Origin of the sequence: Pseudomonas nitroreducens, from assembly GCF_010994165.1 — a bacterium.
GTDB classification, from domain to species: Bacteria; Pseudomonadota; Gammaproteobacteria; order Pseudomonadales; family Pseudomonadaceae; genus Pseudomonas; species Pseudomonas nitroreducens.
The window spans coordinates 114,796-135,506 of the sequence record NZ_WMBX01000007.1; the positions used below are offsets into that span (position 1 = coordinate 114,796).

General features: G+C 66.4%; 20 protein-coding genes. 7 read left to right on the plus strand and 13 right to left on the minus strand.

Annotation, left to right across the window (positions count from 1 at the left end; translation table 11 throughout):
* Positions 1 to 75 precede the first annotated feature (75 nt).
* Positions 76 to 567 (plus strand): DinB family protein, encoded by a 492-nt coding sequence (locus GJV37_RS26515; protein WP_037008984.1) that lies wholly within the window; start codon positions 76 to 78, stop codon positions 565 to 567.
* A gap of 36 nt (positions 568 to 603) precedes the next feature.
* Here GJV37_RS26515 and GJV37_RS26520 read toward each other — a convergent pair whose 3' ends face one another.
* Positions 604 to 1,815: an MFS transporter gene (locus GJV37_RS26520; protein ID WP_037008986.1), complete on the minus strand. Its 1,212-nt coding sequence runs from the start codon at positions 1,813 to 1,815 to the stop codon at positions 604 to 606.
* A 277-nt stretch (positions 1,816 to 2,092) separates the two neighbouring features.
* Between GJV37_RS26520 and GJV37_RS26525 the strand changes: the two genes are divergently transcribed.
* On the plus strand, positions 2,093 to 2,485 hold the full coding sequence (locus GJV37_RS26525; RefSeq protein ID WP_024763804.1) for a GFA family protein: 393 nt from the start codon (positions 2,093 to 2,095) through the stop codon (positions 2,483 to 2,485).
* 138 nt (positions 2,486 to 2,623) lie between these two features.
* Complete coding sequence (locus tag GJV37_RS26530; protein WP_170859433.1) at positions 2,624 to 4,546, plus strand: tyrosine-protein phosphatase; 1,923 nt, start codon at positions 2,624 to 2,626, stop codon at positions 4,544 to 4,546.
* A gap of 204 nt (positions 4,547 to 4,750) precedes the next feature.
* Here the strand turns inward: GJV37_RS26530 and GJV37_RS26535 are convergent, their stop codons facing one another.
* Positions 4,751 to 5,740 carry an AraC family transcriptional regulator gene (locus tag GJV37_RS26535; protein WP_240967317.1) on the minus strand — a complete coding sequence of 330 codons (990 nt, stop codon included), beginning with the start codon at positions 5,738 to 5,740 and terminating at the stop codon, positions 4,751 to 4,753.
* 104 nt (positions 5,741 to 5,844) lie between these two features.
* A complete protein-coding gene (locus tag GJV37_RS26540; RefSeq protein WP_170859434.1) occupies positions 5,845 to 7,353 on the minus strand; it encodes a winged helix-turn-helix domain-containing tetratricopeptide repeat protein in 1,509 nt (502 codons plus the stop codon).
* Between the two features lie 105 nt (positions 7,354 to 7,458).
* On the opposite strand from GJV37_RS26540, the gene GJV37_RS26545 reads away from it, so the two are divergent.
* Complete coding sequence (locus tag GJV37_RS26545; RefSeq protein WP_170859435.1) at positions 7,459 to 7,674, plus strand: DUF1127 domain-containing protein; 216 nt, start codon at positions 7,459 to 7,461, stop codon at positions 7,672 to 7,674.
* Between the two features lie 3 nt (positions 7,675 to 7,677).
* Here GJV37_RS26545 and GJV37_RS26550 read toward each other — a convergent pair whose 3' ends face one another.
* Positions 7,678 to 8,163, minus strand: coding sequence for a GFA family protein (locus tag GJV37_RS26550; protein WP_170859436.1), 486 nt, complete (start codon positions 8,161 to 8,163; stop codon positions 7,678 to 7,680).
* Positions 8,164 to 8,293: 130 nt separating this feature from the next.
* Here GJV37_RS26550 and GJV37_RS26555 point away from each other — a divergent pair, with 130 nt between their 5' ends.
* Complete coding sequence (locus GJV37_RS26555) at positions 8,294 to 9,193, plus strand: LysR family transcriptional regulator (RefSeq protein ID WP_037008992.1); 900 nt, start codon at positions 8,294 to 8,296, stop codon at positions 9,191 to 9,193.
* Between the two features lie 3 nt (positions 9,194 to 9,196).
* On the opposite strand, the gene GJV37_RS26560 is transcribed toward GJV37_RS26555, so the two are convergent.
* From GJV37_RS26560 to GJV37_RS26570, 3 genes are all read right to left on the minus strand, one after another.
* Positions 9,197 to 10,378 (minus strand): iron-containing alcohol dehydrogenase, encoded by a 1,182-nt coding sequence (locus GJV37_RS26560; RefSeq protein WP_193453124.1) that lies wholly within the window; start codon positions 10,376 to 10,378, stop codon positions 9,197 to 9,199.
* Between the two features lie 117 nt (positions 10,379 to 10,495).
* Entirely contained in the window at positions 10,496 to 12,001 is a 1,506-nt protein-coding gene (locus GJV37_RS26565) for an APC family permease (RefSeq protein ID WP_193453125.1), read from the minus strand.
* Positions 12,002 to 12,392: 391 nt separating this feature from the next.
* Positions 12,393 to 12,608: a hypothetical protein gene (locus tag GJV37_RS26570; protein WP_024763811.1), complete on the minus strand. Its 216-nt coding sequence runs from the start codon at positions 12,606 to 12,608 to the stop codon at positions 12,393 to 12,395.
* A 462-nt stretch (positions 12,609 to 13,070) separates the two neighbouring features.
* On the opposite strand from GJV37_RS26570, the gene GJV37_RS26575 reads away from it, so the two are divergent.
* A complete protein-coding gene (locus GJV37_RS26575; protein WP_170859438.1) occupies positions 13,071 to 13,295 on the plus strand; it encodes a hypothetical protein in 225 nt (74 codons plus the stop codon).
* Positions 13,296 to 13,319: 24 nt separating this feature from the next.
* Here the strand turns inward: GJV37_RS26575 and GJV37_RS26580 are convergent, their stop codons facing one another.
* A complete protein-coding gene (locus GJV37_RS26580) occupies positions 13,320 to 13,655 on the minus strand; it encodes a hypothetical protein (RefSeq protein WP_024763813.1) in 336 nt (111 codons plus the stop codon).
* Between the two features lie 116 nt (positions 13,656 to 13,771).
* Between GJV37_RS26580 and GJV37_RS26585 the strand changes: the two genes are divergently transcribed.
* Complete coding sequence (locus GJV37_RS26585) at positions 13,772 to 14,416, plus strand: TetR/AcrR family transcriptional regulator (RefSeq protein ID WP_243779852.1); 645 nt, start codon at positions 13,772 to 13,774, stop codon at positions 14,414 to 14,416.
* Between the two features lie 13 nt (positions 14,417 to 14,429).
* Here GJV37_RS26585 and GJV37_RS26590 read toward each other — a convergent pair whose 3' ends face one another.
* The 5 genes from GJV37_RS26590 to GJV37_RS26610 form a co-directional block, all read right to left on the minus strand.
* Positions 14,430 to 14,744: an AzlD domain-containing protein gene (locus tag GJV37_RS26590; protein ID WP_024763816.1), complete on the minus strand. Its 315-nt coding sequence runs from the start codon at positions 14,742 to 14,744 to the stop codon at positions 14,430 to 14,432.
* A complete protein-coding gene (locus GJV37_RS26595; RefSeq protein ID WP_193453126.1) occupies positions 14,741 to 15,439 on the minus strand; it encodes an AzlC family ABC transporter permease in 699 nt (232 codons plus the stop codon). Before GJV37_RS26595 ends, GJV37_RS26590 begins: the two co-directional genes overlap by 4 nt.
* Positions 15,440 to 15,520: 81 nt before the next feature.
* Positions 15,521 to 17,905: a response regulator gene (locus GJV37_RS26600; RefSeq protein WP_024763818.1), complete on the minus strand. Its 2,385-nt coding sequence runs from the start codon at positions 17,903 to 17,905 to the stop codon at positions 15,521 to 15,523.
* Positions 17,906 to 17,915: 10 nt separating this feature from the next.
* The gene (locus tag GJV37_RS26605; protein ID WP_024763819.1) at positions 17,916 to 18,377 is read right to left on the minus strand and encodes a response regulator; all 462 of its coding nucleotides are present in this window, start codon (positions 18,375 to 18,377) and stop codon (positions 17,916 to 17,918) included.
* A gap of 18 nt (positions 18,378 to 18,395) precedes the next feature.
* Positions 18,396 to 20,615 carry an ATP-binding protein gene (locus GJV37_RS26610; RefSeq protein ID WP_193453184.1) on the minus strand — a complete coding sequence of 740 codons (2,220 nt, stop codon included), beginning with the start codon at positions 20,613 to 20,615 and terminating at the stop codon, positions 18,396 to 18,398.
* Between the last annotated feature and the right edge of the window lie 96 nt (positions 20,616 to 20,711).

A 20,711-nucleotide genomic window follows, 5' to 3' on the forward strand; every position in this document is an offset into this window, starting at 1 on the left:
TCTGGCAGCTGGGCCGGCACAACCCAAGCCCCGGATGCGCTACAGTGCCGCCTTCGCCACTGACGAGGAATCGCGATGCTGACCCAGGCTTTCGCCTACAAGTGCTGGTCGGACCTTCGGGCGCTGGACGCCATCGCCCAGATCGACGCCGGGCGCTTCCCCGAGGAGCATGCCTTCGCGCTCCAGCAACTCAACCACATGGCCATCGTCGAGGACCTGTTCCGCGCACGGCTGAAGGGCGAAGCGGACGCGCACCCGGCCACCAATACCCAGGTGGTGCCCGGTTACGACGAGCTGCGCGAGCGCCTGCTGACCTCCGGCCAGTGGTACGTCGAGCAGCTCGCCGCGCTGACCCCGGAGCAGGGGCGCGAAGTCATTCGCTTCCGCTTCACCGACGGCCGTAGCGGCAGCCTGACCCGCGAGGAGATGTTCTTCCACATCCTCAACCACGCGACCTACCACCGCGGCTCCATCGCCCGCGCGCTGGACCAGGCCGGCGTGGCGCACCCGGCTGACACCTACACGGTGTTCGTGCACGCGACCGAACCGGAGCGCCGGAAGGGCTGATCCAGCCGGCGCACCTGGTTCGCCAGGCTTGGTGCCTCAGGCTTTTTTGGTGGATGGCAGCAGGATAGTGATGCAGCCCATCAGCGGCAGGAACGAGCACAGCGTGTAGACGTACTCGATGCCGTGGATGTCGGCCAGGTGACCGAGGAACGCCGCGCCGATGCCACCGAAGCCGAACATCAGGCCGAAGAACACCCCGGCGATCATGCCGACGTTGCCCGGTACCAGTTCCTGGGCGTAGACCACGATGGCGGAGAAGGCCGACGCGAGAATGAAGCCGATCACCAGGCTCAGCACGCTGGTCCAGAACAGGTCGACGTAGGGCAGCGCCAGGGTGAAGGGCGCGACGCCGAGGATGGAGAACCAGATCACCGCCTTGCGGCCGATGCGGTCGCCCACCGGGCCGCCGAAGAAGGTGCCGGCGGCCACCGCGCCGAGGAAGCCGAACAGGTAGAGCTGCGAGCTGGCCACCGAGAGGTCGAACTTCTCGATCAGGTAGAAGGTGTAGTAGCTGGTGAAGCTGGCCATGTAGAAGTACTTGGAGAACACCAGCAGCGCCAGCACCACCAGCGAAGCGCTCACCCGGCCCCTGGACAGACCATGGGTAGCCACGCCGCCGGCCTTTAGCTTGAACAGACTTAGGTGGTTGCGGTACCAGCGGCTCAGGCCCCAGAGCACGCCGACGAGGAACACCGCGAACAAGCCGAAGTACGCCACGTGGCCCTGGCCGTACGGAATGATGATGGCTGCGGCCAGCAAGGGGCCGAAGGCGCTGCCGGCGTTGCCGCCGACCTGGAAGGTGGACTGCGCCAGCCCGTAGCGCCCGCCGGAGGCCAGCCGCGCGATGCGCGAGGTTTCCGGGTGGAAGGTCGAGGAGCCGATGCCCACCAGCGCCGACGCCAGCAGGATGGCGTGGAAGCTGCCAACGAAGGCCAGCATGAGGATGCCGATCAGCGTGCAGACGCTGCCCAGCGGCGCCAGCCAGGGCTTGGGGTGGCGGTCGGTGTGGTAGCCGACCCAGGGTTGCAGCAGCGAGGCAGTCAGCTGGAAGGTCAGGGTGATCAGGCCGACCTGCGTGAAGCTCAGGCCATAGTTGGCCTTGAGCACCGGATAGATCGACGGCAGCACGGCCTGGATCAGGTCGTTGGTCAGGTGGGCGAGGGCGCAGGCGCCGATCACGCGCATCACCAGCGGGCTGGCCTGGCTGGCCACGGTCGGCGTGGCCAGGGGGGAAGCAGTGGTAGACATGGGACTCCGGGGCAGCAAGGTAGGGCGCGCGGGCGGGGCGCCGGGTTCTTCGAATTGGGTGGTCTATGCTAGGCGCGCTGCTGGAAGCTGTCTCACGCGATCCGGACGACGAATATCGCGAAACGGCCAAATCGGTCGGCGGCGACCATCCTCGAGCACTGCCGCGCGTCGGTTGGCAGGACCGTATACCGGCCTGAAAAGGTCAACAGGCGACACCCCTCTCTGCAGCTAGGTCAGGCGAGGGGAAACCCCGCTCAGTTCCATGAGGAGGTGCAATATGGGCAAGATCACTGGCGGTTGCCTGTGCGGCAACCTGCGTATCGAAGCCATCGAGCAACCTTACCGGGTAGGCATCTGTCATTGCCTGGACTGCCGCAAGCACCATGGTGCGCTGTTCAATGCCTCGGCGATCTTCCCCGAAGATGCCGTGCGCATCGACGGCGAAGCGCGGGAATACGCCGGGCGTGTTTTCTGCCCACGCTGCGGTTCATCGGTATTCGGCCGCAGTCCCGGCGAGATCGAGGTGGCCCTTGGCGCGCTGGATGCGCCGGACCAGTTCCAGCCCACCTATGAGCTGTGGACCTGCCGCCGCGAAGCCTGGCTGCCGGACTTCGCGATGCGTCACCGTTATGAGCGCGACCGCGAGTCATCCGACCGGCACGAAGACTAGAAAAGCGCCGCTCACGGACAGAAAACGCAGTCCACGGACCAATCGCGCGCCCATTTTTCATGGGCGCCGACTTGTCACATTCGAGCCCCGAAGGCCCCCGATAGTAGCCCCGCCAACCAAGCTCAAAGAGGCTACACCGTGTTCCATCGTGCTCTGCTTTCCCTGTCCTTGCTCAGCCTGTCCATCGCCTGCGCCAATGCGGACGAGGCCAACCGTCTGGATACCCCGCGCCTGGCCGGCATCGACAACTTCCGCGATATCGCCGGCACCACCACCGCATACACCACGCTCCACGACGGCGTGATGCGCTCGGGCGTGTTCTACCGCTCCAACGCACTGACCCCCAGGGGCACCGACCTGGCGGTGCTGAACAGCCTGGGCATCGGCAACGTCTACGACCTGCGCACGCCCGTCGAGGCGGCTGCCACGCCGGACACCCTGCCGGCCGGGGCGGTTTACCAGAACATCGACATCATCGGCAGCACCACCTCGGGCGCCAACATTACCAATATCTCCTTCACCAGCGCGGCCCAGGCCGTGGCCATGATGGAGGAAACCAACCGCGCCTTCGTCAGCGACGCCGGCATGCGCAGCCAGTTCACCGTGCTCTTCAACGAACTGGCCGGCGCCGACGGTGCCGCGCTGTTCCACTGCACCGCCGGCAAGGACCGCACCGGCTGGACCGCCGCCGTGCTGCTGAGCATCGCCGGGGTGGACAGCCAGACCATCATGGAAAACTACCTGGCCACCAACGACTACACTGCCGCCCGCATCAAGGCGACCCTGGCGATGATTCCGGCCAGCATGGCGGCCATCTACGCGCCGCTGATCGGCGTGCAGGCCAGCTACCTGCAGGCGGGCCTGGACGAAGTCACCGCCCGGTACGGCAGCATGGACAACTACCTCAAGGAGGGCCTCGGCCTGTCCCAGGAAACCCTCTACGTGTTGCGCGGCAAGATGGTCTACTACAACAGCCTGCCGGGCACTCTTGGCCTTTCGGGCAACGCCGCCGCGGGCGCGCAGCTGCTGACCCAACTGCAGAACAGCAGCCTCTCCGGTGCCTACACCGCGTACAACTACTACCTGCAGTCGGCCATCGATGCCGGCACGCTCGGTGGTGTGGAGTCCACCGTCGGCGGCCAGGTGCACGCCGACGCAGCCAGCTACCTGCTGCGCCAGGATGCGCTGATCGACCGCGCTGCCGCGCCCTACGCCAGCGGCGTCGACCTGAAGACCGGGCAGACCCGCCTGTGGACCACGGCGCTGGCCGGCTATCAGGGCAACTCCGCGACCTCCAACGCCGAAAGCAGCAACGAACACACCCAGGGCCTGATGGTCGGCGTCACCCAGCGCTTTTCCGAGCAGCTCAGTGGCAATGCGGGCTTCGGCTACAGCAAGGGCCGCGTCGGGGGGAGCGGCGGTGATGTCGACACCGACCTGACCTTTGTCCGTGGCGGTGCGCGCCTCGCCCTCGATGGCCTGGATCAGGGCCTGTTCGTCGACGCCGACTTGAGCCATGGCTGGCTCGACTACGACAGCAAGCGCGATATCGGTGGCGGCCTGGGCAAAGCCAAGGGCGACACCAGCGGCAACCTGAGCGGCGCCAGCGTCGCGCTGGGCTACCGCACGGCGGTGTCCACCGTGACCCTGGAGCCGAGCATCGGTCTGCGCTACAGCCACCTGGACCTGGATGGCTTCCAGGAAAAGGGCAGTGGGCTGGCGCTGGACGTCAACGATATCAGCGAGAACCGCCGCAGCGTCTACGCCAACCTCAAGGTCTCGTTCGCCCCGGTGGCCCTGGGCAGTGGCTGGCAGATGGTGCCGGGCCTGGAGGTCGGCTACGACCACGCGCTGGGCGACTACAAGGTCGATAGCGAAGGCCACCTGCTGGGCCTGGACGTTTCCCAGCGTGCCGCCTTCGACAACCGTGACCAGTTCAGCGGCGCGTTCAGCCTGACCGCCAGCCAGGGCGACTTCAGCGTCGGCGCCGAAGTCGGCGCACTGGGCGGCAGCGGCAGCCACGGCGCCAGTGGCAGCCTGAAGGCCAGCTACCAGTTCTGATCGGTGGCGGCCTAGGTAAGCGGCCCGTCGCGTCCAACGCGGCGGGCCGTTTTGCTTTCCAACACGTAGGGCGCATAACGCCCACGGCGTTATCCGCCAGGGCGGCGGATAACCCATTCCGGGTTATGCGCCCTACGCCCCCGGGTGGCCCAGAGTTTTCCTCTGGAAACGGAGCAGGCGTCGCGAACAGAGCCGGTGGCTTCCCTAGGCAGGCGTCGACAGGTTCCTGCGCAGGTCTGCCGGGCTCATGCCGTAGGCGCTCTGGAAGTACTGGCAGAAGCGCCCGACGTTGCTGAAGCCCAGGGCCAGGGAAATCTCGCTGACCGATTGCGAACCGTCCTGCTGCAGCGCGTCGTAGGCGCGCTGCAGGCGCACCTCGCGCTGGTAGGCGACGATGGAGCTGCCGACGAAGCGGCGGAAGCCTTCCTGCAGGGCGCGCAGGCTGACGTTGGTCAGCTCGGCCAGGTCGCTGCCGCTGATCAGGGCGTCCGGATGCTCCTGGATGTAGTCCATGGCCAGTTTCACGTGGCGCGGCGCGATCTGCGGCGCGGGGCGCCTGAGCGCGTCGCTGTAGTTGTGCGGCCAGATTTCCAGCACCGAATCCACCAGCATTTCCTGCAGGCGTGCCGGCATCAGCGCGCTGGAATTGATCAGCAGGTCGAACTCGTTGCCGGTGGCCATGGCGACGATCGCCTTGATGCCCTGGAAGGCCTTGTTGCGCAGGTCGACCCGCGGCTGGAAGCGCACCTTGTGGCTGATCGGCCGGCCCAGCAGCGTTGCCAGCCGGCGCGCGAACAGCGAGCGGCGCACCGACAGGCCGTGGTGTGCGTGGCCATCGATGAAACCGACCGAACGCACCGAGGCCTTCTCGATGGCGAGGCCGACGCGCGGTGTACCGATGGTTTCGTCGGACTGGTTGAAGACCACGCGCCCGGCGCTGGGAAAGATGAAGGTGATCTCGTCGTCGAGGTCCGGCATCTCGGTCAGCAGGTCGCCGCGAAAGCTCAGGCGGCGGAAGCTCACGCCCTCGTAGCGGCCATAGACGCCGCCGATGGCGATGGGCTTTTCGGGCCGCGGCATCCCCGAATAGAGGCTGCCGAACATCCGCGTGTAGAGCTCGCCGAAATCGTCGGCGGTCATGTGCTCGGAACGGATCAGGAACTGCTTGCGGGAGGTGCTCGTGTCTACCGTCATGGTCCGTCATCTGGCGCTGGCGACGAGCGCACCGCCGGAGTTCGGCGGGCGATACATGAGCGCCCATGCTGAACGGCGCAGATGACAATTGCGTGATGGGCTGCCTACTCCGGTAGCCTGGCCAGGCGGAAGCCTTCGACGAAATGTTCGCGCACTGCCGCGTCACGCAGGGGTTCGGTCTCTACCCAGTGGCGGATGGTGAAGCTTGGATTGCCCACCAGGAAGAATTCGGTTTCCGCGCGGGCCTCGTCCAGCCGGCCAAGTTGCGCAAGGCTGGCGGCGAGGAAGCGCCGCGAGCTGCTGCGGTAGGTTTCGTCGCGGCGCAGGGTCTGGATGGCGCCCTGGTAATCGCGCGCGGCGTACTGTGCCTGGCCGAGGGTCAGGTAGTACCAGCCGGCGGGGAAGGGGTTGAGGCGAAAGGCCCGGCGGATGTGCTCCAGGCCTTCGTCGATACGCCCGGCCAGTACCGTGACGTCGGATAGCGCCGCCCAGGCGTCCGCATCGTTCGGGTCGAGCTCGATGGCGTGCTGGAACTCCCGGTCGGCTTCGGCGTACTGCCGTTCGTACGTCAGCAGGTAGGCCAGGCTCCAGCGGCAGCCGGCGTCATTGGGGTCGATGGCCACGGCCTCGCGCGCCCGCTGCAGTGCCGCGCCGCGCTCAGCCTGGGTGGGGCCGCCGCTGTGTATCCAGCCCATCCAGTGATTCATCGCCATCCAGCGGCGCGCCTCGGCGTACTGCGGATCGAGGGCGATGGCGCGGCTGAGCATCAGGTGTGCTTCGCGCGCGGCCAGTGGCGAGTCGTCCATCAGCTGGCGGGCGCGCACGCACAGTTCGTAGGCCTCGATGTTCCTCGGGCGATTGCGCGGCAGGGGCGTGCGCAGATGGCCGAGCAGGGCCTGGACGATGTGCCCGGCGACTTCGTCCTGCACGGCGAAGACGGCCGCCAGTTCGCGGTCGAAGCGTTCCGCCCAGAGTTGTTCGCCACTGAGCGCATCCACCAGCTGGGCGTTGATCCGCACGCGGGCATCGGCGCGGCGCGCGCTGCCCTGGAGCAGGTAGCGCACGCCCAGTTGGCGGGCGATCTCGCGCACGTCCATGGCCTTGCCCTTGTAGGCGAACGCCGAAGTGCGAGCGATCACGAACAGGCCGGAAGCCCTCGACAGTTCGGTGGTCAGATCCTCGGTCAGGCCGTCGACGAAATAGTCCTGCTCGGCATCGGGGCTGCCGTTGACGAAGGGCAGCACGGCAATCGAAGGCTCATCCGGCAACGCCAGCGGAGCACGCAACGCCTCGGCCAGGGGTTCCACGCTTGCGCTGAAGCGGTAGCCGACGCGGGGCACCGTGGTGATCCAGGAGCTGCCGTCGGGGGCCTCGCCCAGCACCTTGCGCAACTGGGCGATCTGCACCGTGAGGTTGCCTTCCTCGACCACCAGGCCCGGCCAGGCGGCGTCCATCAGCTCGGCCTTGCCGAGGATTTCACCCGGCCGCTGGAGCAGGGCGCTCAGCAGGTTCAGCGCACGGAATCCGACGGCCACGGGAACGTCGTTGCGCTTGAGCGTGCCACTGGTGCCATCGAGCACGAAGGGGCCGAAAGCCAGACGCGATTGCTGCATGCCGCCCCCTTTGCAAGTTTTTGGAAGTGTTTGGCGTCACTTAAGGACGGCTTGCCGGGTGCTCTCCATGCTTGACCCATGAGGTCCGAGTCCATGGAGGCTGTCATGAACGATACTCCCCGTCTGCTGCTGTCGGAAGCTCCTTCGGGGCACTTCAGCCCGTCGGCCGTGCCCGAACTGCTGGCGCTCTGGCAGGCCCGCGCCCGGCTTCGCCAGCAACTTGCCGTGATGGCCAGGGCCAATCCGCACCTGATCGAGGACATCGGCCTGACGCGGCGCCAGGTGGCGACGGAGATCGCCAAGCCGTTCTGGCGGGCGTGACCCTTACTTTTCCAGGCTCAGCCGTTGGTGCCATTGGGCGATGGACTCCTGCGGGTAATCGTCGAATTGCAGGTCATGGGGCGTGGCCTGCACTTCGACCCAACTGGCCTTCGAGCGCAGCAGCAGGTAAGTGTGTTCGGGGGGCACGGGCAGCGGGGTGTCGATGGCGGAGGCGAAGGGGTGGATCAGTTCCGGCCATCGCGCGTCGTACAGCCACAGGCCGCTGCCGCACAGGCTGCAGAAGTGCCGTTCGGCGCCACTGGTACGCGTGCGCTGACCTTCCTCACGGAGCTTTGCGTGGTAGATGCTGATGTGCTTGCGCCCGCGCACCCTGAGGCTGGCGGCCTCGCCGCCGAGGTTGATCGCGTAGCCACCACCGCCCTGGGTCTTGCGGCAGATCGAACAGTAGCAGCGCTGGTAAGGGTAGGGATGGGCGCTGTGCAGGCTGAAGTGCACGGCGCCGCAGTGGCAGGAACCTTCGAGCAGCATGGCTTCTCTCCATCAGGGCTACCTGAGCAGGGACTCGCGGGCGCGCCAGGGATTCCATCGGATCGCACCAGCGGGACTGGCCGTGCCCCGTGCAGTAGACTAGCCGCCCGCCCAGCGACGGACGCTGCCCATGCTCAGGAATTTCACCGACCTCGATCTGCGCCTGCTGCGCATCTTCGCCTCCGTGGTGAGGTGCGGCGGCTTCACCGCGGCGCAGGCCGAGCTGAACATGAGCCAGTCGAACATCAGCATGCACATCGGCAGCCTGGAGAAGCGCCTGGGCTATCGGCTGTGCGAACGCGGCAAGGGCGGCTTCCGCCTGACCGCGAAAGGGCAGCGGATTCTCGAGGCGTCCCAGGCGATGTTCGACGCCATCGGCCTGTTCCGCGACCAGGCGCAGGCGCTCTCGGGCAAGCTGGTGGGCGAGCTGTACCTGGGGCTGGCGGACAACGTCACGACCCTGCCGCAGGCGCGCTTCGACGAGACCCTGGCGGCCTTCCACGGTCGCGAGCAGGACGTGCAGTTGAACCTCTACGTGAATTCGCCCACCGAGTTGGAGCTGGCGGTGATCGACGGCCAGCTGGACCTGGCGATTTCCTACTTCAGCCGCGCGCGCCCGACCCTGGATTACCTGCCGCTGTACACGGAAGAGATCGGCGTGTTCTGCGGCGAGCGCCACCCGCTGTTCGCGGCGCACGAGCCGACACTGGAGCAGATCGCCGAGTACAACTGGGTGCGCCATGGCTTCCTGCCGGCGGACCAGGAATTGCCGTTCCGCCCCGAACGCAGCAGCGCCACCGCGCATCACATGGAGGCGGTGGCGCATTCGGTGCTGGCCGGCACGCACCTGGGCTACCTGCCGACCCACTACGCGAACATCTGGGTCGAGCGCGGGCGGATGAAGCCGCTGCTGCCGGAGCAGCTCTGCTACGAGGTGACGCACAGCATGATCACCTACGCCGGGCGGCCGCGCAGCGAGGCCGCCCGTGCCTTCATCGAGGACCTGCTGAGCGTGCACGGCCTCGGCTAGCCCTCAGGCGAGCACGCCGTTGACCGCGTTGAGGTAGATGCGCGAGTAGTCCTCGGCCTGCAGCGGCAGGGCGTTGGTGTCGGAGGAGGAGATATCCGCCACCGCCTGTTCGCCGATCCAGAGCGCGTCCTCGCCGTCCAGGCCCAGTTCCCTGAGCGTATGCGGAATGCCCACCGCCGAACGCAGTTCCAGCACCCAGCCCAGCAGGCCTTCGAAGCTCGCTTCCGGCAGTTCCAGGTAGCGCGCCAGACGCGTGGCGTCGGCTTCGATGGCCGGGCGGTTGGCCACCAGCAGGTACGGCAGCAGCACGGCGTTGAGCAGGCCGTGGTGCTTGTGGTGCTTGGCGCCCAGTGGGTGGGCCAGCGCGTGCACGCCGCCGAGTCCCTTCTGGAAGGCCACTGCCGCACTGGCCGAAGCCACCAGCATGCCTTCGCGCGCGGCGAGGTCGGTGCCGTTGCGCACGGCGCGTTGCAGGTGTTCCTTCACCAGGCGCACGCCTTCGATGGCTACGCCGGCGGACATCGGGTGGTAGAGCGGCGAGAACAGCGACTCCAGGTGATGGGTCAGGGCGTCCATGCCGGTGGCGGCGGTGAGCGACTTCGGCAGGCCGACGGTCAGTACCGGGTCGAGAATCACCGAGCGGGCCAGCAGCTCGCGGTGGCCGACGACTATCTTGATGCCGCGCGCGGTATCGGTCAGCACGGCCTCGCGGCCCAGTTCGGAGCCGGTGCCGGCGGTAGTGGGAATGGCGATCAGCGGCGGCAGGTCGAGGGCGGGGTGGTCGCCCAGGGTCGGGTAGCGCTCGATCAGTTGCGACCATTCGAAGTTGTGCAGGCCGTTCGCATCGCGGCTGAGCAGGGCGATACCCTTGGCTGCATCCAGCGCGCTGCCGCCGCCCAGGGCGATCAGCGAATCGTGGCCGCCTTCGGCCAGAACGCCGGCGCCAGCGCTGACTTCTTCCAGCGCGGGGTTGCTGGAGAAACCGTGGAACAGCGCGTAGTCCATGCCGGCCGCTTCCAGGCGGCCCCGCACTTCGTGCAGCGGCGGCAGTTCGAGCATGCCGGGGTCGGTGACCAGCAGCGGCTTGAGCATGCCGGCCAGGCGGCAGCGCTCGGCCAGTTGATCGAGGGCGCCGACGCCGCAGAGGATTTCCGTGGGGTAGTTCCAGTAGTTCAGGGTGGACATGACAAGCTCCGGATTTCAGGCATGGCCTGCCCGTGCCGGCTCGTGCAAAGCCAGCGGCGGGAGGAAGTGGGAAACAGGGCGCCGGACAGGCCCGGCGCCAGGCGTTCAGGTGAGCGCTCAGCCGACGGCGCGGCCGGCGAAGCTCAGGCTGGTGGCGATGCGGCGGTGCGGTTTGGCGATGAACAGGTAGGCCAGGCCGAACAGGGCGAGGGCGGAGAACACCACGACCACCGCCCAGACCTGGAACCAGGGCGCGCCGGGCGGGGCGAGCATCTCCCGCGGCCAGGCCACGTTGATCGCCTCGAACACCAGCCAGACCACGGCGATGACGTTGACCAGCAGGCCCTTGCGGCCGAGTTTCAGTGCACCCTTGTCCGGGTTCCAGCGTCCGGTCAGGCGTGCATACAGCGCGCTGGCGGCGACGATCAGGAAGACGAAGAAGAAGCCGCCGCTGCCGAAGGCGATCAGCGTGCCGACCGCCGTGGCATTCAGCCCCAGGGCCAGGCCCAGGCTGGCCAGCAGGGTGCTGCAGACCATCGCGGCCATCGGTACCTTGCGCTTGTCGACGCGGCGCAGCAGGGCGGAACCGGGAAGGATTTCATCGCGGGCCATGCCGAAGATGGCGCGGCCGATGTAGGTCTGCACCGAGACCACGCAGGCGACGAAGGCGACCAGCACGATGGCCACGAACGGCCGCTCGGCCCAGGCACCGAAAGCGTCCACCACCGCCGGGGTTACCGGGTCGATGACCTGCCCGCTGACCACGGCGGCCGGGTCCTTGTACGACAGGGTGACGGCGAAGGCGGTGAGCATCACCGTCAGCCCGACCACCAGCATCGAACGCAGGATGGCGCGGGGCGTGGAGACGCGGGCGTCGGTGGTTTCCTCGGAAATCTGCGAGCAGGCATCGAAGCCGAGGAAGGCCCAGCCGCCCACCGCCAGTGCTGTCAGGAAGCCGCTCCAGTAGGTGCCGCCGGAGACTTCCAGGGCATTGAGGCTGCTGAACAGCATCTCGAAGGAGTGGTTGCGGAAGAACAGCAGCAACAGCACGCCGATGCCGATGGAGGCGATGGCCTCGGCGAAGATGCCGGCGTTGACGAAGTACTTCAGCGGGTTGATGCCCAGCAGGTTGACCGCCAACCCAAGGGCCAGCAACGCCGCGCCGCAGAGTACCTGCGCATTGGCGGACGGCGGTTCGCCGGTCACCAGCAGGCCGAGCCAGAAGCCGCCCAGGTAGGCGACGGTGGTCAGCGAGGCGAGGGCGGAGGCGAGGTAGAGGAAGCCGGTGAACCAGGCCGCGCGGTCGCCGATCAGTCGCCGCACCCACTGGTAGCAGCCGCCAGCCAGCGGGAACTGCGAGGACAGCTCGGCGTACACCAGTGCCACGGTCAGTTGCAGGAGCAGGCACAGGGGCACGACCCATACCCAGGACGGCCCGACGCTCATGGCGCCCAGGGACATCACCGAGTAGATGCCGACGACCGGGGAAATGGTGGCGAAACCGACGGAGAACGACGACCACAGGTTCAACCCGCGGTCCAGCTCCTGGCGGTAGACGTGGCTGGCGAGCAGGCTTTCGTCGCCGTTGCTGGTAGCGACGGCAGGGCTGCGAAGGTCAGACATGCCGGCCTCCGGGGTTCAGGGAATAGGGGGATTCACGGCCAGGCATGACGGGGCGCATGGGAGATCCTCGGGGCAGTTGGAGTTGTTATCGAGAACCCGCGTCTCTAAAGGACGGCTGAGTAGCTGGCGCTGTCAGTGCAGCGCGTGGCCAGAGTAGGGCGCTGCCGCATCAGGAAAAATTCATATTTGATTGCACTGACATCAGCTGTTGCTGATGTTTTGTGCGAAGTATACCGGTAGGAGCGGGTCGCTTCTCCAGGAGGGTGGTGGGCCGCAATCGCGCGCACGGCGCATTCCTGCAGGGTGGCATAAGGGACAGGCAGGGTGGGATGCAGAGGGAGTGGGGGCGCGGGAACCGGGAGCGACAGCGCGCTCCCGGTGTGAAGCGGTATCAGCAGTGCTTGTCCTGCTCGGCCTTTTTCTCGACGCCCGGCTGGGCGTTCTGAGCGGTCTGCTGTCCGGCGTCGGTCTTGTCGTGCGTGGCCTGCAGAGCCTGGTAGTTGGCCTGGGTCAGACGGTTGGTCATCAGGGCGGATTCTTCGGCCATGGACGCCTGGCTGGCGAGCAGGGCGGCAAGGGTCAGGGTACTGGCAGTGAGCAGTTTCATTGGAATGTTCTCGGTAAGGAGGTGCAGTGGGGTGATGCTCGCGAGTGACCACAGTCTAGTGAGCAGCCGCAGGGGGGACCCATGAAGAAAACTGGTATGAATGATCGAATCGCTCGAGGGACGGGTTTGATGCCAATTTCCGCCGAGGCGGGAACTGGCATCAAACCCTTGATCCCCCTGGCCTCGGGCTTGGTCGCGGAAACTCCGCCGTGGGTCATGAACTGGTCGACACTGAAGTTCTGCTAATGAGTCCATGCAGGCAGGCTGATAAATGGCGGCTTGCCCGGGGCCTTGATGTGGACCTACGCCTGGAGGCCGGACGGGTAATTGCACGCTGACCCGCTGGCAGTTCCATACCGCGTATGCGTGTGCCGCCAGCAGCGCCTGCGGGGCGATTTCGAAGGCGGTCCCGGGACCCGGCCGGCATCCGCTCCGCTGTACTGGACGATGGGGTGGTGGGTCTTGCCGCTGGTGGCCAAGCAAGGCAGTGCCGGTGACTTCCTTCCCGCCCTGGCGGAAACCCACCAGCGCGCCTCGGTGCGCTCGAACAGGGTTGTCGCAGCCTGGCAGGCGGCCATCTCCGGTTCGGTCAGCCTCGGCGCGGCGATGGCTTGCTTGGCGTACCTGGCGGTTTGTATGTCCTTTCTTCTGAACGGCAGGCTGATCGCAATACCTGTTTCAAAATAGCGATGCCGGAATTCAAGCGGCGTTTCAGCAGCAGGACATGGCGCAGGCGATGAAGGCGGTGGTCAGGGTGGTGATGCTCAGGCCTGCCAGGAACAGGGTGTCGGCGACGCGTTCCAGACGGTGATTGCGCTGCAGCTTGCGGGTCCGCAGGCCGAAATAGGCGGTGAGGGTGGTCGCCAGGTAGATCACCGTGTTCAGCGCGAGCATGTCCTGGCCGATCAGGTCGACGCGGTGCTGGCCGACGATGATGCGCAGGATGCCCACCACTGTCAGGCACACGCCGACCATGGCGCCGGACGCGGCGAAGATGTGCACGCAGATGTCGTCGTCCAGCGGGGCGGTGTGGCTCTTGTGGCTCATGGCGGGTCTCCTGCGCCGGCCGCTGCGGTTCATCCGCTCGACTTGCCGGCCTCGATGTGGCTGCCATGATAGGTAGGACGCGACGCTTGCTGTACTCGCTTTCCCGGTGGCCCCAGGTGAACCGAAAAACAGCGGAAAATCATCCAGATAACCGCCGCCTGCCGCGGCAGGCGCGGGCGCTGGAGAAGGTCGAGCTCATATTGGAGGCGTCGCGGCGCATCCTGGAGCGCCGCGGCCTGGAGGGGTTCACCACCAACCATGTGGCGGAGTTGGCGGGGGTCAGCGTCGGCTCGCTCTACCAGTACTTCCCCAACAAGGAGCGGATCCTCGACGAGCTGGCCCGGCGCGAACTGGCAGCGTTGGCTACCGGCATCATGGGCGCGCTCACCGGCCGCCCGCCGGAGGCGCCCGGCGAGCGCATCCGCGCAGTGATTCACGCCGCCGTCAGCGCCTATGGCGGGCGCACCGGCGCGCACAAGGCGCTGATGCACTACCTGATGACGCGCGGCGGCGGCAGCCCGCTGCCCGCCTTGCGCGGCAGCGTCATGACCCACCTGGTGACCCATGGCCTGGTCGACCACGACCAGCAGCTGCGCAAGCTCGACGAGGCCGAGGTGTTCGTCCTCGCCCATGCCGTGGGCGGTGTCCTGCGTGCCCTGCTGGACGACCCCGGCGCCCTGATCCCTGGACGGCGGGAGGGCATCGAGGAAGCGCTGGTGCAGTTGGTGCTGGCGTACTACGGGCGGGGCGCGGCGGGCTGAAGCCCGGCGTCGGTCACAGCCACCAGCGCAGCAGGTAGAACGCGCCCATGCTGAGGATCACGCTGAGCAGCACGTTGCGCGTCCACAGCACCAGCGCCACGGCGACCACGGCGCCGAGCAGGTAGGGGTTGTCCAGGCGCAGGTTCAACTGATGTTCGGGCAGGAACACGATCGGCCCGCAGATCGCAGTGAGCATGCCCGGCACGGCGAAGCCGAGGAACTGCCGCACGTTGCTGCTCAGGCGGATCGGCAGGCGCGGTTCGAGGAATACGTAGCGGTTGAAGAACACGATCAGGCCCATGCCGAAAATCACTGCCCAGACCATCATGCGCGCCCCCCCGAGAGTTTCTGGCAGACAAAGCCGGCGAACATGCCCGCCAGCCCGGAAAGCACCAGTGCCGAGCCGACCTGCCAGTAGCTGAACAGCACCGAACAGAACAGCGAGACGGCGACGCAGATCAGGGTGGGGATGTTCTTCACCACCGGCGCGATCAGCGCGACAAAGGTGGCGGCGATGGAGAAGTCCAGGCCCAGGTGTTCCAGACCGGGAATGCTGGTGCCCACCAGCACGCCGGCGAGGGTGAAGAGGTTCCAGGCGATGTAGAACGTCAGCCCCACGCCCAGGGCGTACCAGCGGTTGAAGGTCTGGCGGTCGTGGCCGCTGGTGAGGGCGAAGAATTCATCGGTGAGCAGGAAGCCCAGGCCCGCGCGCCAGCGTCCCGGCAGGCCGGAGAGCACCGGGCGCAGGGTCATTCCGTAGAGCAGGTGCTGCGAGGTCAGCAGCAGGGTGGTGATCATGATCGAGAAGAACCCGGCGCCGCCCTTGAGCATGCCGATGGCCACCAGTTGCGCAGCGCCGGCGAAGACGATGGCGGACAGGCCCTGGCCGTGCAGTGGCGAAAGCCCGGCGTCGATGGCCAGGGAGCCGGCGAGCAGCCCCCAGGGCAGGACCGCGAGCGACAGCGGCATGATGTCGATGGCGCCCTTGAGGAAGGCACGTGAAGGAAGCTGATCTTGGGACATGAGCGTTTCTTGCAGGCCGATAAGTGCCTTCAGCGTCGCAGAGAAGCCTGGCGCGTGGCTTGAACAATCTTGCTGTCGAATTCAGCCGATGCCCAGCAGTTCCCCAAGGGACCGGGCCAGTTCCTCGTGATGTACCGGCTTCTGAATCACCAGGCTGCCGGGCAGCTCCAGTCCTTGCAGTTCGGCGTAGCCGGTGAGAAACACCACCGGCAGGTAGGGGAAACGCTCGCGGGCAATCTTCGCCATCTGCGCACCGTTGAGTTCGGGCATGGCGAAGTCGGTGAGCAGCAGGTCGACGTGTTCGTCGAGCATCTCCAGAGCCTGCTGCCCGCTGTTGGCCTGACGCACCCGGTAGCCGTAGAGGCGCAGGGCGTCGCCGAGCAGTTCGCGCACCAGGTCGTCGTCGTCCACCAGCAGGATATTGCGGTCGTGGCCGCTATCGGTGAGGTCGCCGCTGGGGTCACGTACGCTGTCGTCAGCCGCTTGCGCACGTTCCACGGCCGGCAGGTAGACGTTCACCTGGGTTCCGCGCCCCGGCTCGCTGTCGATGTGCACACCGCCGCCGGACTGCTTGGCGAAGCCGAACACCTGCGCCAGCCCCAGTCCCGAACCCTTGCCGATGTCCTTGGTGGTGAAGAAGGGCTCGAACACTTTGCCCAGCACTTCCTCGTCCATGCCGCAGCCGGTGTCGCGGATTGACAACACCACGTAGTCCCCCGGTTCGGGATGCTCCGGGCGGCTGGGTCTGTGGCTGATGTGCATGTTGTGAGCGGAAAGGATCAACTGGCCGCCGGCCGGCATGGCGTCGCGGGCGTTGATCGCCAGGTTGAGGATGATCATCTCTGTCTGGGTCGGATCGGTCAGCGCCTGCCACAGGCCATCGGTGAGTTCCAGGCGCACCGAGATATTGCCGCCCAGGGAGCGGGCCAGCAGCTCTTCCAGGCCGCTCAGGGTGTCGTTGAGGTTCAGCGGCACTGGTTCCAGACGCTGCCGGCGGGAGAAGGCGAGCATCTGCGCGGTCAGCTTGGCGCCGCGCTCGCCGGCCTCGCGGATGTGCTGCAAGCGTTTGCCGGCCTTTTCGTAATCACCCTTCGCCAGGTCGCGCTCGAGGAAGGTGGAGCCGCTGAGGATCACCGTCAGCAGGTTGTTGAAGTCGTGGGCGACACCGGCGGTGAGCTGGCCTACCGCCTCCAGCCGTTGCATCTGCTGCAGCGCCGCCTCGATTCGTTCGCGCTCGGCGATCTGCTCGCGCAGCCGGGCATTGGCTTCGGCCAGATCCAGCGCAGCCTCGCGCTCGCTGGTAATGTCGCGGGCGACCACGTAAAGCAGGGTGTCTTCGGGTACCACCACCCAGGAAAGCCAGCGCTGCTTGCCGCTGGCGTGGCGTATGCGGCCATCGAAGCGCGCGCTGGTACCACCGTGGGCGAGGGCGGCCAACTCGGTGAGGAAGGCGTCCTGGTCCTGCTCGGGCAGCAGCTGCAACAGCGACATGCGCGAGAGCATCTGGCGCTGGAAGCCCAGGGTGTGTTCCCAGGCCGGGTTCAGGGCGACCGGGGTGAGGTCGCTGTTGAGCACGGCGAGCAGGTCCTGGGACAGATCCCATGATCGGTCGCGCTCGCGGGTGCGGCGCTCGACTCGTTCGCCAAGCATTTCGTTGAGCTGTTCCAGGGCCTGGGTAGCCTTGCGTTGCTGGTGGATGTCCTGCAGCACGCCGGAGAAACGAACACAGCGGTCATCGACGAATCGCGCCTGCCCATTGCTCAGCAGCCAGCGCGGTTCCAGCCCGTCGGGCTGTTCGATGCGGAATTCCACGCGGTAACGACCATTACCCCGCGGGTCCATGGCGCGCTCGACGCCTTCGCGCACCCGCTCCACATCTTCGGGATGGATGCCGTTGTAGAACACATCCATGGTCATTTCGGTGTCCGGCAGCAGGCCGAACAGCGTCTTGCAGCGTTCGTCCCAGAGCAGCAGGCCGTCCTCCGGACGCAGGTCCCAGGTGCCCATGCCGGCGGCGTCGATGGCGATGCGCGCGCGCGCCTCGACGTCCGCCAACGCCTCTTCGGCGCGACGTCGACGCTGTCGCTCCTGGACTTCGGTGAGGGCGCGGCGCACTGCCTTGGGCAGCAGCGATAGGTTCTTCTTCAGCACGTAGTCGGTGGCGCCGAGGCGGATCATCTCCACCGCGTGTTCCTCACCATAGATGCCCGAGAGGAAAATGAACGGGGTATCAGGCACCAGGCGCTGGGCGATGGCCAGCACGTGGGTGCCGGAGGAACCGGGCAGCACACAGTCGCAGAGAATCAGGTCGAAGCTGCCCTCGTGCAGGGCATGTTCGACTCCGTTGTGATCGAAGACATGCCGAGCGTCGATCTTCATGCCGCTGCGCTCCAGGCGTAGCAGGGTCAGCTCGGCATCCATGGCGCTGTCTTCGACGACCAGCAGTTTCAGCGGAACTTCGGACATCACCGCTCCGTCACGGGTTGCGTCTACGATTCAGACGCAACGATCCGGGCGGAGGTTCATTGAGAACGGCCCAGAAAATCCCCAGATCGGAAATCGCGGTGACGAATTCCTTGAATTCGACCGGCTTCACCACGTAGGCGTTGACGCCCAATTCGTAGGCACGTTGCAGGTCCGGCTCCTCCCGCGAGGAGGTCAGCATCACCGTGGGGATACTGCGCAGCTCGGGGGTGTCGCGCACCACCTTGAGCACTTCCAGGCCGTCCACCTTGGGCAGCTTGAGATCCAGCAGCAGCACCGCTGGATTGCCATCGGCACGCTCGGCGTGGGCTCCTCGTCGCAGCAGGTAGTCCAACGCGTCGGCGCCATCGCGCATGACGATGACTTCGTTGGCCAGTTGGCTGCGTTCCAGCGCAACCAGCGTCAGCTCCAGGTCCCTGGGATTATCTTCCACCAAGAGAATGGGTTTGAGCATGATACGTATGGCTTTCCTTCAGTGGGGCTGTGGGTGGCGGGGCAGGGCGAAGTGGAATGTCGCGCCCTGGTTGATAACTCCTTCGGCCCAGACGCGGCCGTCGTGGCGCTCGATAATGCGCCTCACGCTGGCCAGGCCGATGCCGGTGCCTTCGAATTCTTCCATGCGGTGCAGGCGCTGGAACACTCCGAACAGCTTGTTGGCGTAAGCCATATCGAAGCCCACTCCGTTGTCACGGATGAAAATCTCGGTTTCGTCCCGCGTCTGTTTCGCGCCGATTTCGATGCGGGCCGGCTCGCGGCCACGGGTGTACTTGATGGCGTTGGCGATCAGGTTGCGCAGCGCAAGATTGATGAACGCCGGATCACCGATCAGTTTCGGCAGCGTCTCCAGCTTCCAGTCGATCTGGCGGCCGACGTAGTCGGGCTCCATTTCCGTGCGGATGGTTTCTACCAGCGCGTTGAGGTCCACCTCGGACAGGCGGAGCGCCGAGCGCCCCATCTGCGAAAAACTCAGCAGGTTGTCCACCAGGGTGCCGGCGAAGCGCGCGGCATCCTCGATGTGCTGGAGGAAGCGACGGCCGCGCTCGCTCAGCGCCTCTCCCTCGATTTCGCCCAGCAGCTCGGCGTAGCCGGCAATGTGCCGCAGCGGCGCGCGCAGGTCATGGGAAACGCTGTAGGAGAAGGCTTCCAGCTCCTTGTTGGAGCGGCGCAGTTCCCCCGCCAGTTGGGCCAGTTCTTCGGCCTTGCGCAGCACGATGCCCAGTACCGAGGTACGAAGCTCCACCACCGCGTCGACGATCAGCGGCTCCCAGGGGGCGGAGAAACCGCGTACTTCCTCGCGCCAGCGCTCGAAACTATGGCGTGGATTCAACTGGCCCTGGGCGTCGATCTCCTTCGCCGGGCGTCCGGCCCAATTTACCGTGCGCGCTTGTTCCGGGCGGAACCAGACCAGGTAGTGCGAGTGAATCTGTGAAATTGCCACGGCCAGCACGCCGCCGGCATGCTGGGCGAGTTCAGGCAGTTCGTCGATGTCGCGCTTCACGTTGTCGGTCTGGAACACCACCTCGCCGCCACGCTTGGCCAGCCAGTGAGTCAGCGCGTTGACCTGCGCGGCTGGCGGGGTGACGCCAAGCAGATCGATCCGCTCGGCGGATACGATCGCTGCGCCGGTGGCCGCGGCGAACTCCAGCATTACTGCGGGCAGCTCCAGCAGGCCGCCGCTGATGCTGTCGTGGTCGGCCATTGCGGAAAGCATCTGCACGATGCGTTGGCGCAGATCGAGCAATCGACGGGTATTTGAATGGGATTCGCGGGACTCGATCTGCAACGACAGCACGCTGCTGAGCAACTCGCAGGCGGTGCGTGTCTGGAAACCGACGGCGCGCGGCTCGCGGTGGTGGCAGGAAATCAGCCCCCAGAGGCGGCCATCGACGACGATGGAGAGCGACATGGAAGCCAGCGTGCCCATGTTGCGCATGTACTGAAGGTGCACGGGCGAGACGCTGCGCAGGGCGGCGAAGCTCATGTCCAGCGGGCGCCCGGTGCGGGGATTGTCGACCGGTACAAGTGGCGAAGCCTGGTAGTTGGCGTCTTCGATGACCCGGATGCGGTTGACCCGGTACAGCTCACGGGCCTGGCGGGGGATGTCGGAGGCCGGGAAGCACAATCCCAGGTACTGCGGATAGCCGGGGGCGGCCGCCTCGGCGATGACCAGCCCATTGCCTTCCGCATCGAAGCGATAGGCCTTGACCCGGCCGAACCCGGTAATGCGCTTGACCTCCTGCACCGAGCGTTGCAACAGCTCATCGATGCTGTTGGCGTTGTGCAGGCCGGCCACGAAGGCGCGCACCAATGGATAGAAATCGACGTTGGACGGGTTCCCGGGACGCTCCTGGTGCGGCGCGAATTCGGCAATCAGGACCTGATCGTGGCGGTGCACCATCACCGAGGTGGGCTCACCGGCGCCTGGGCTGTTTCGCAGCCTGACGTCGCCGATGTGGAAAGGGAATATTTCGCTGTCGGGCAGGCGCTTGAGGTGTTCGCGCAGGTCGAAGTCATCGGCCAGCAGTGCGGCGAAGTCGCGGCCCAGCAAGTCACTGGCGGGCAGGCCGAGCCAGCGCTGGGCGTTCTCGCTGGCCTGGAGGATACGCAGGTCGGATTCATCCAGTACCAACAGGAATCCCTGCGGCTGGATGCTGCCGGGCAGTTGGATCGGCTCCTGGGCGCAGCGCTCCATGGCTTGTTCGAGGGCGGTCTCTGCGGCGGGCAAGGTTAGGCACTCCGTTGGGGACCGACTCTGTGAGCCGGAAGTTGGTTGCGGGAATACTCTGTT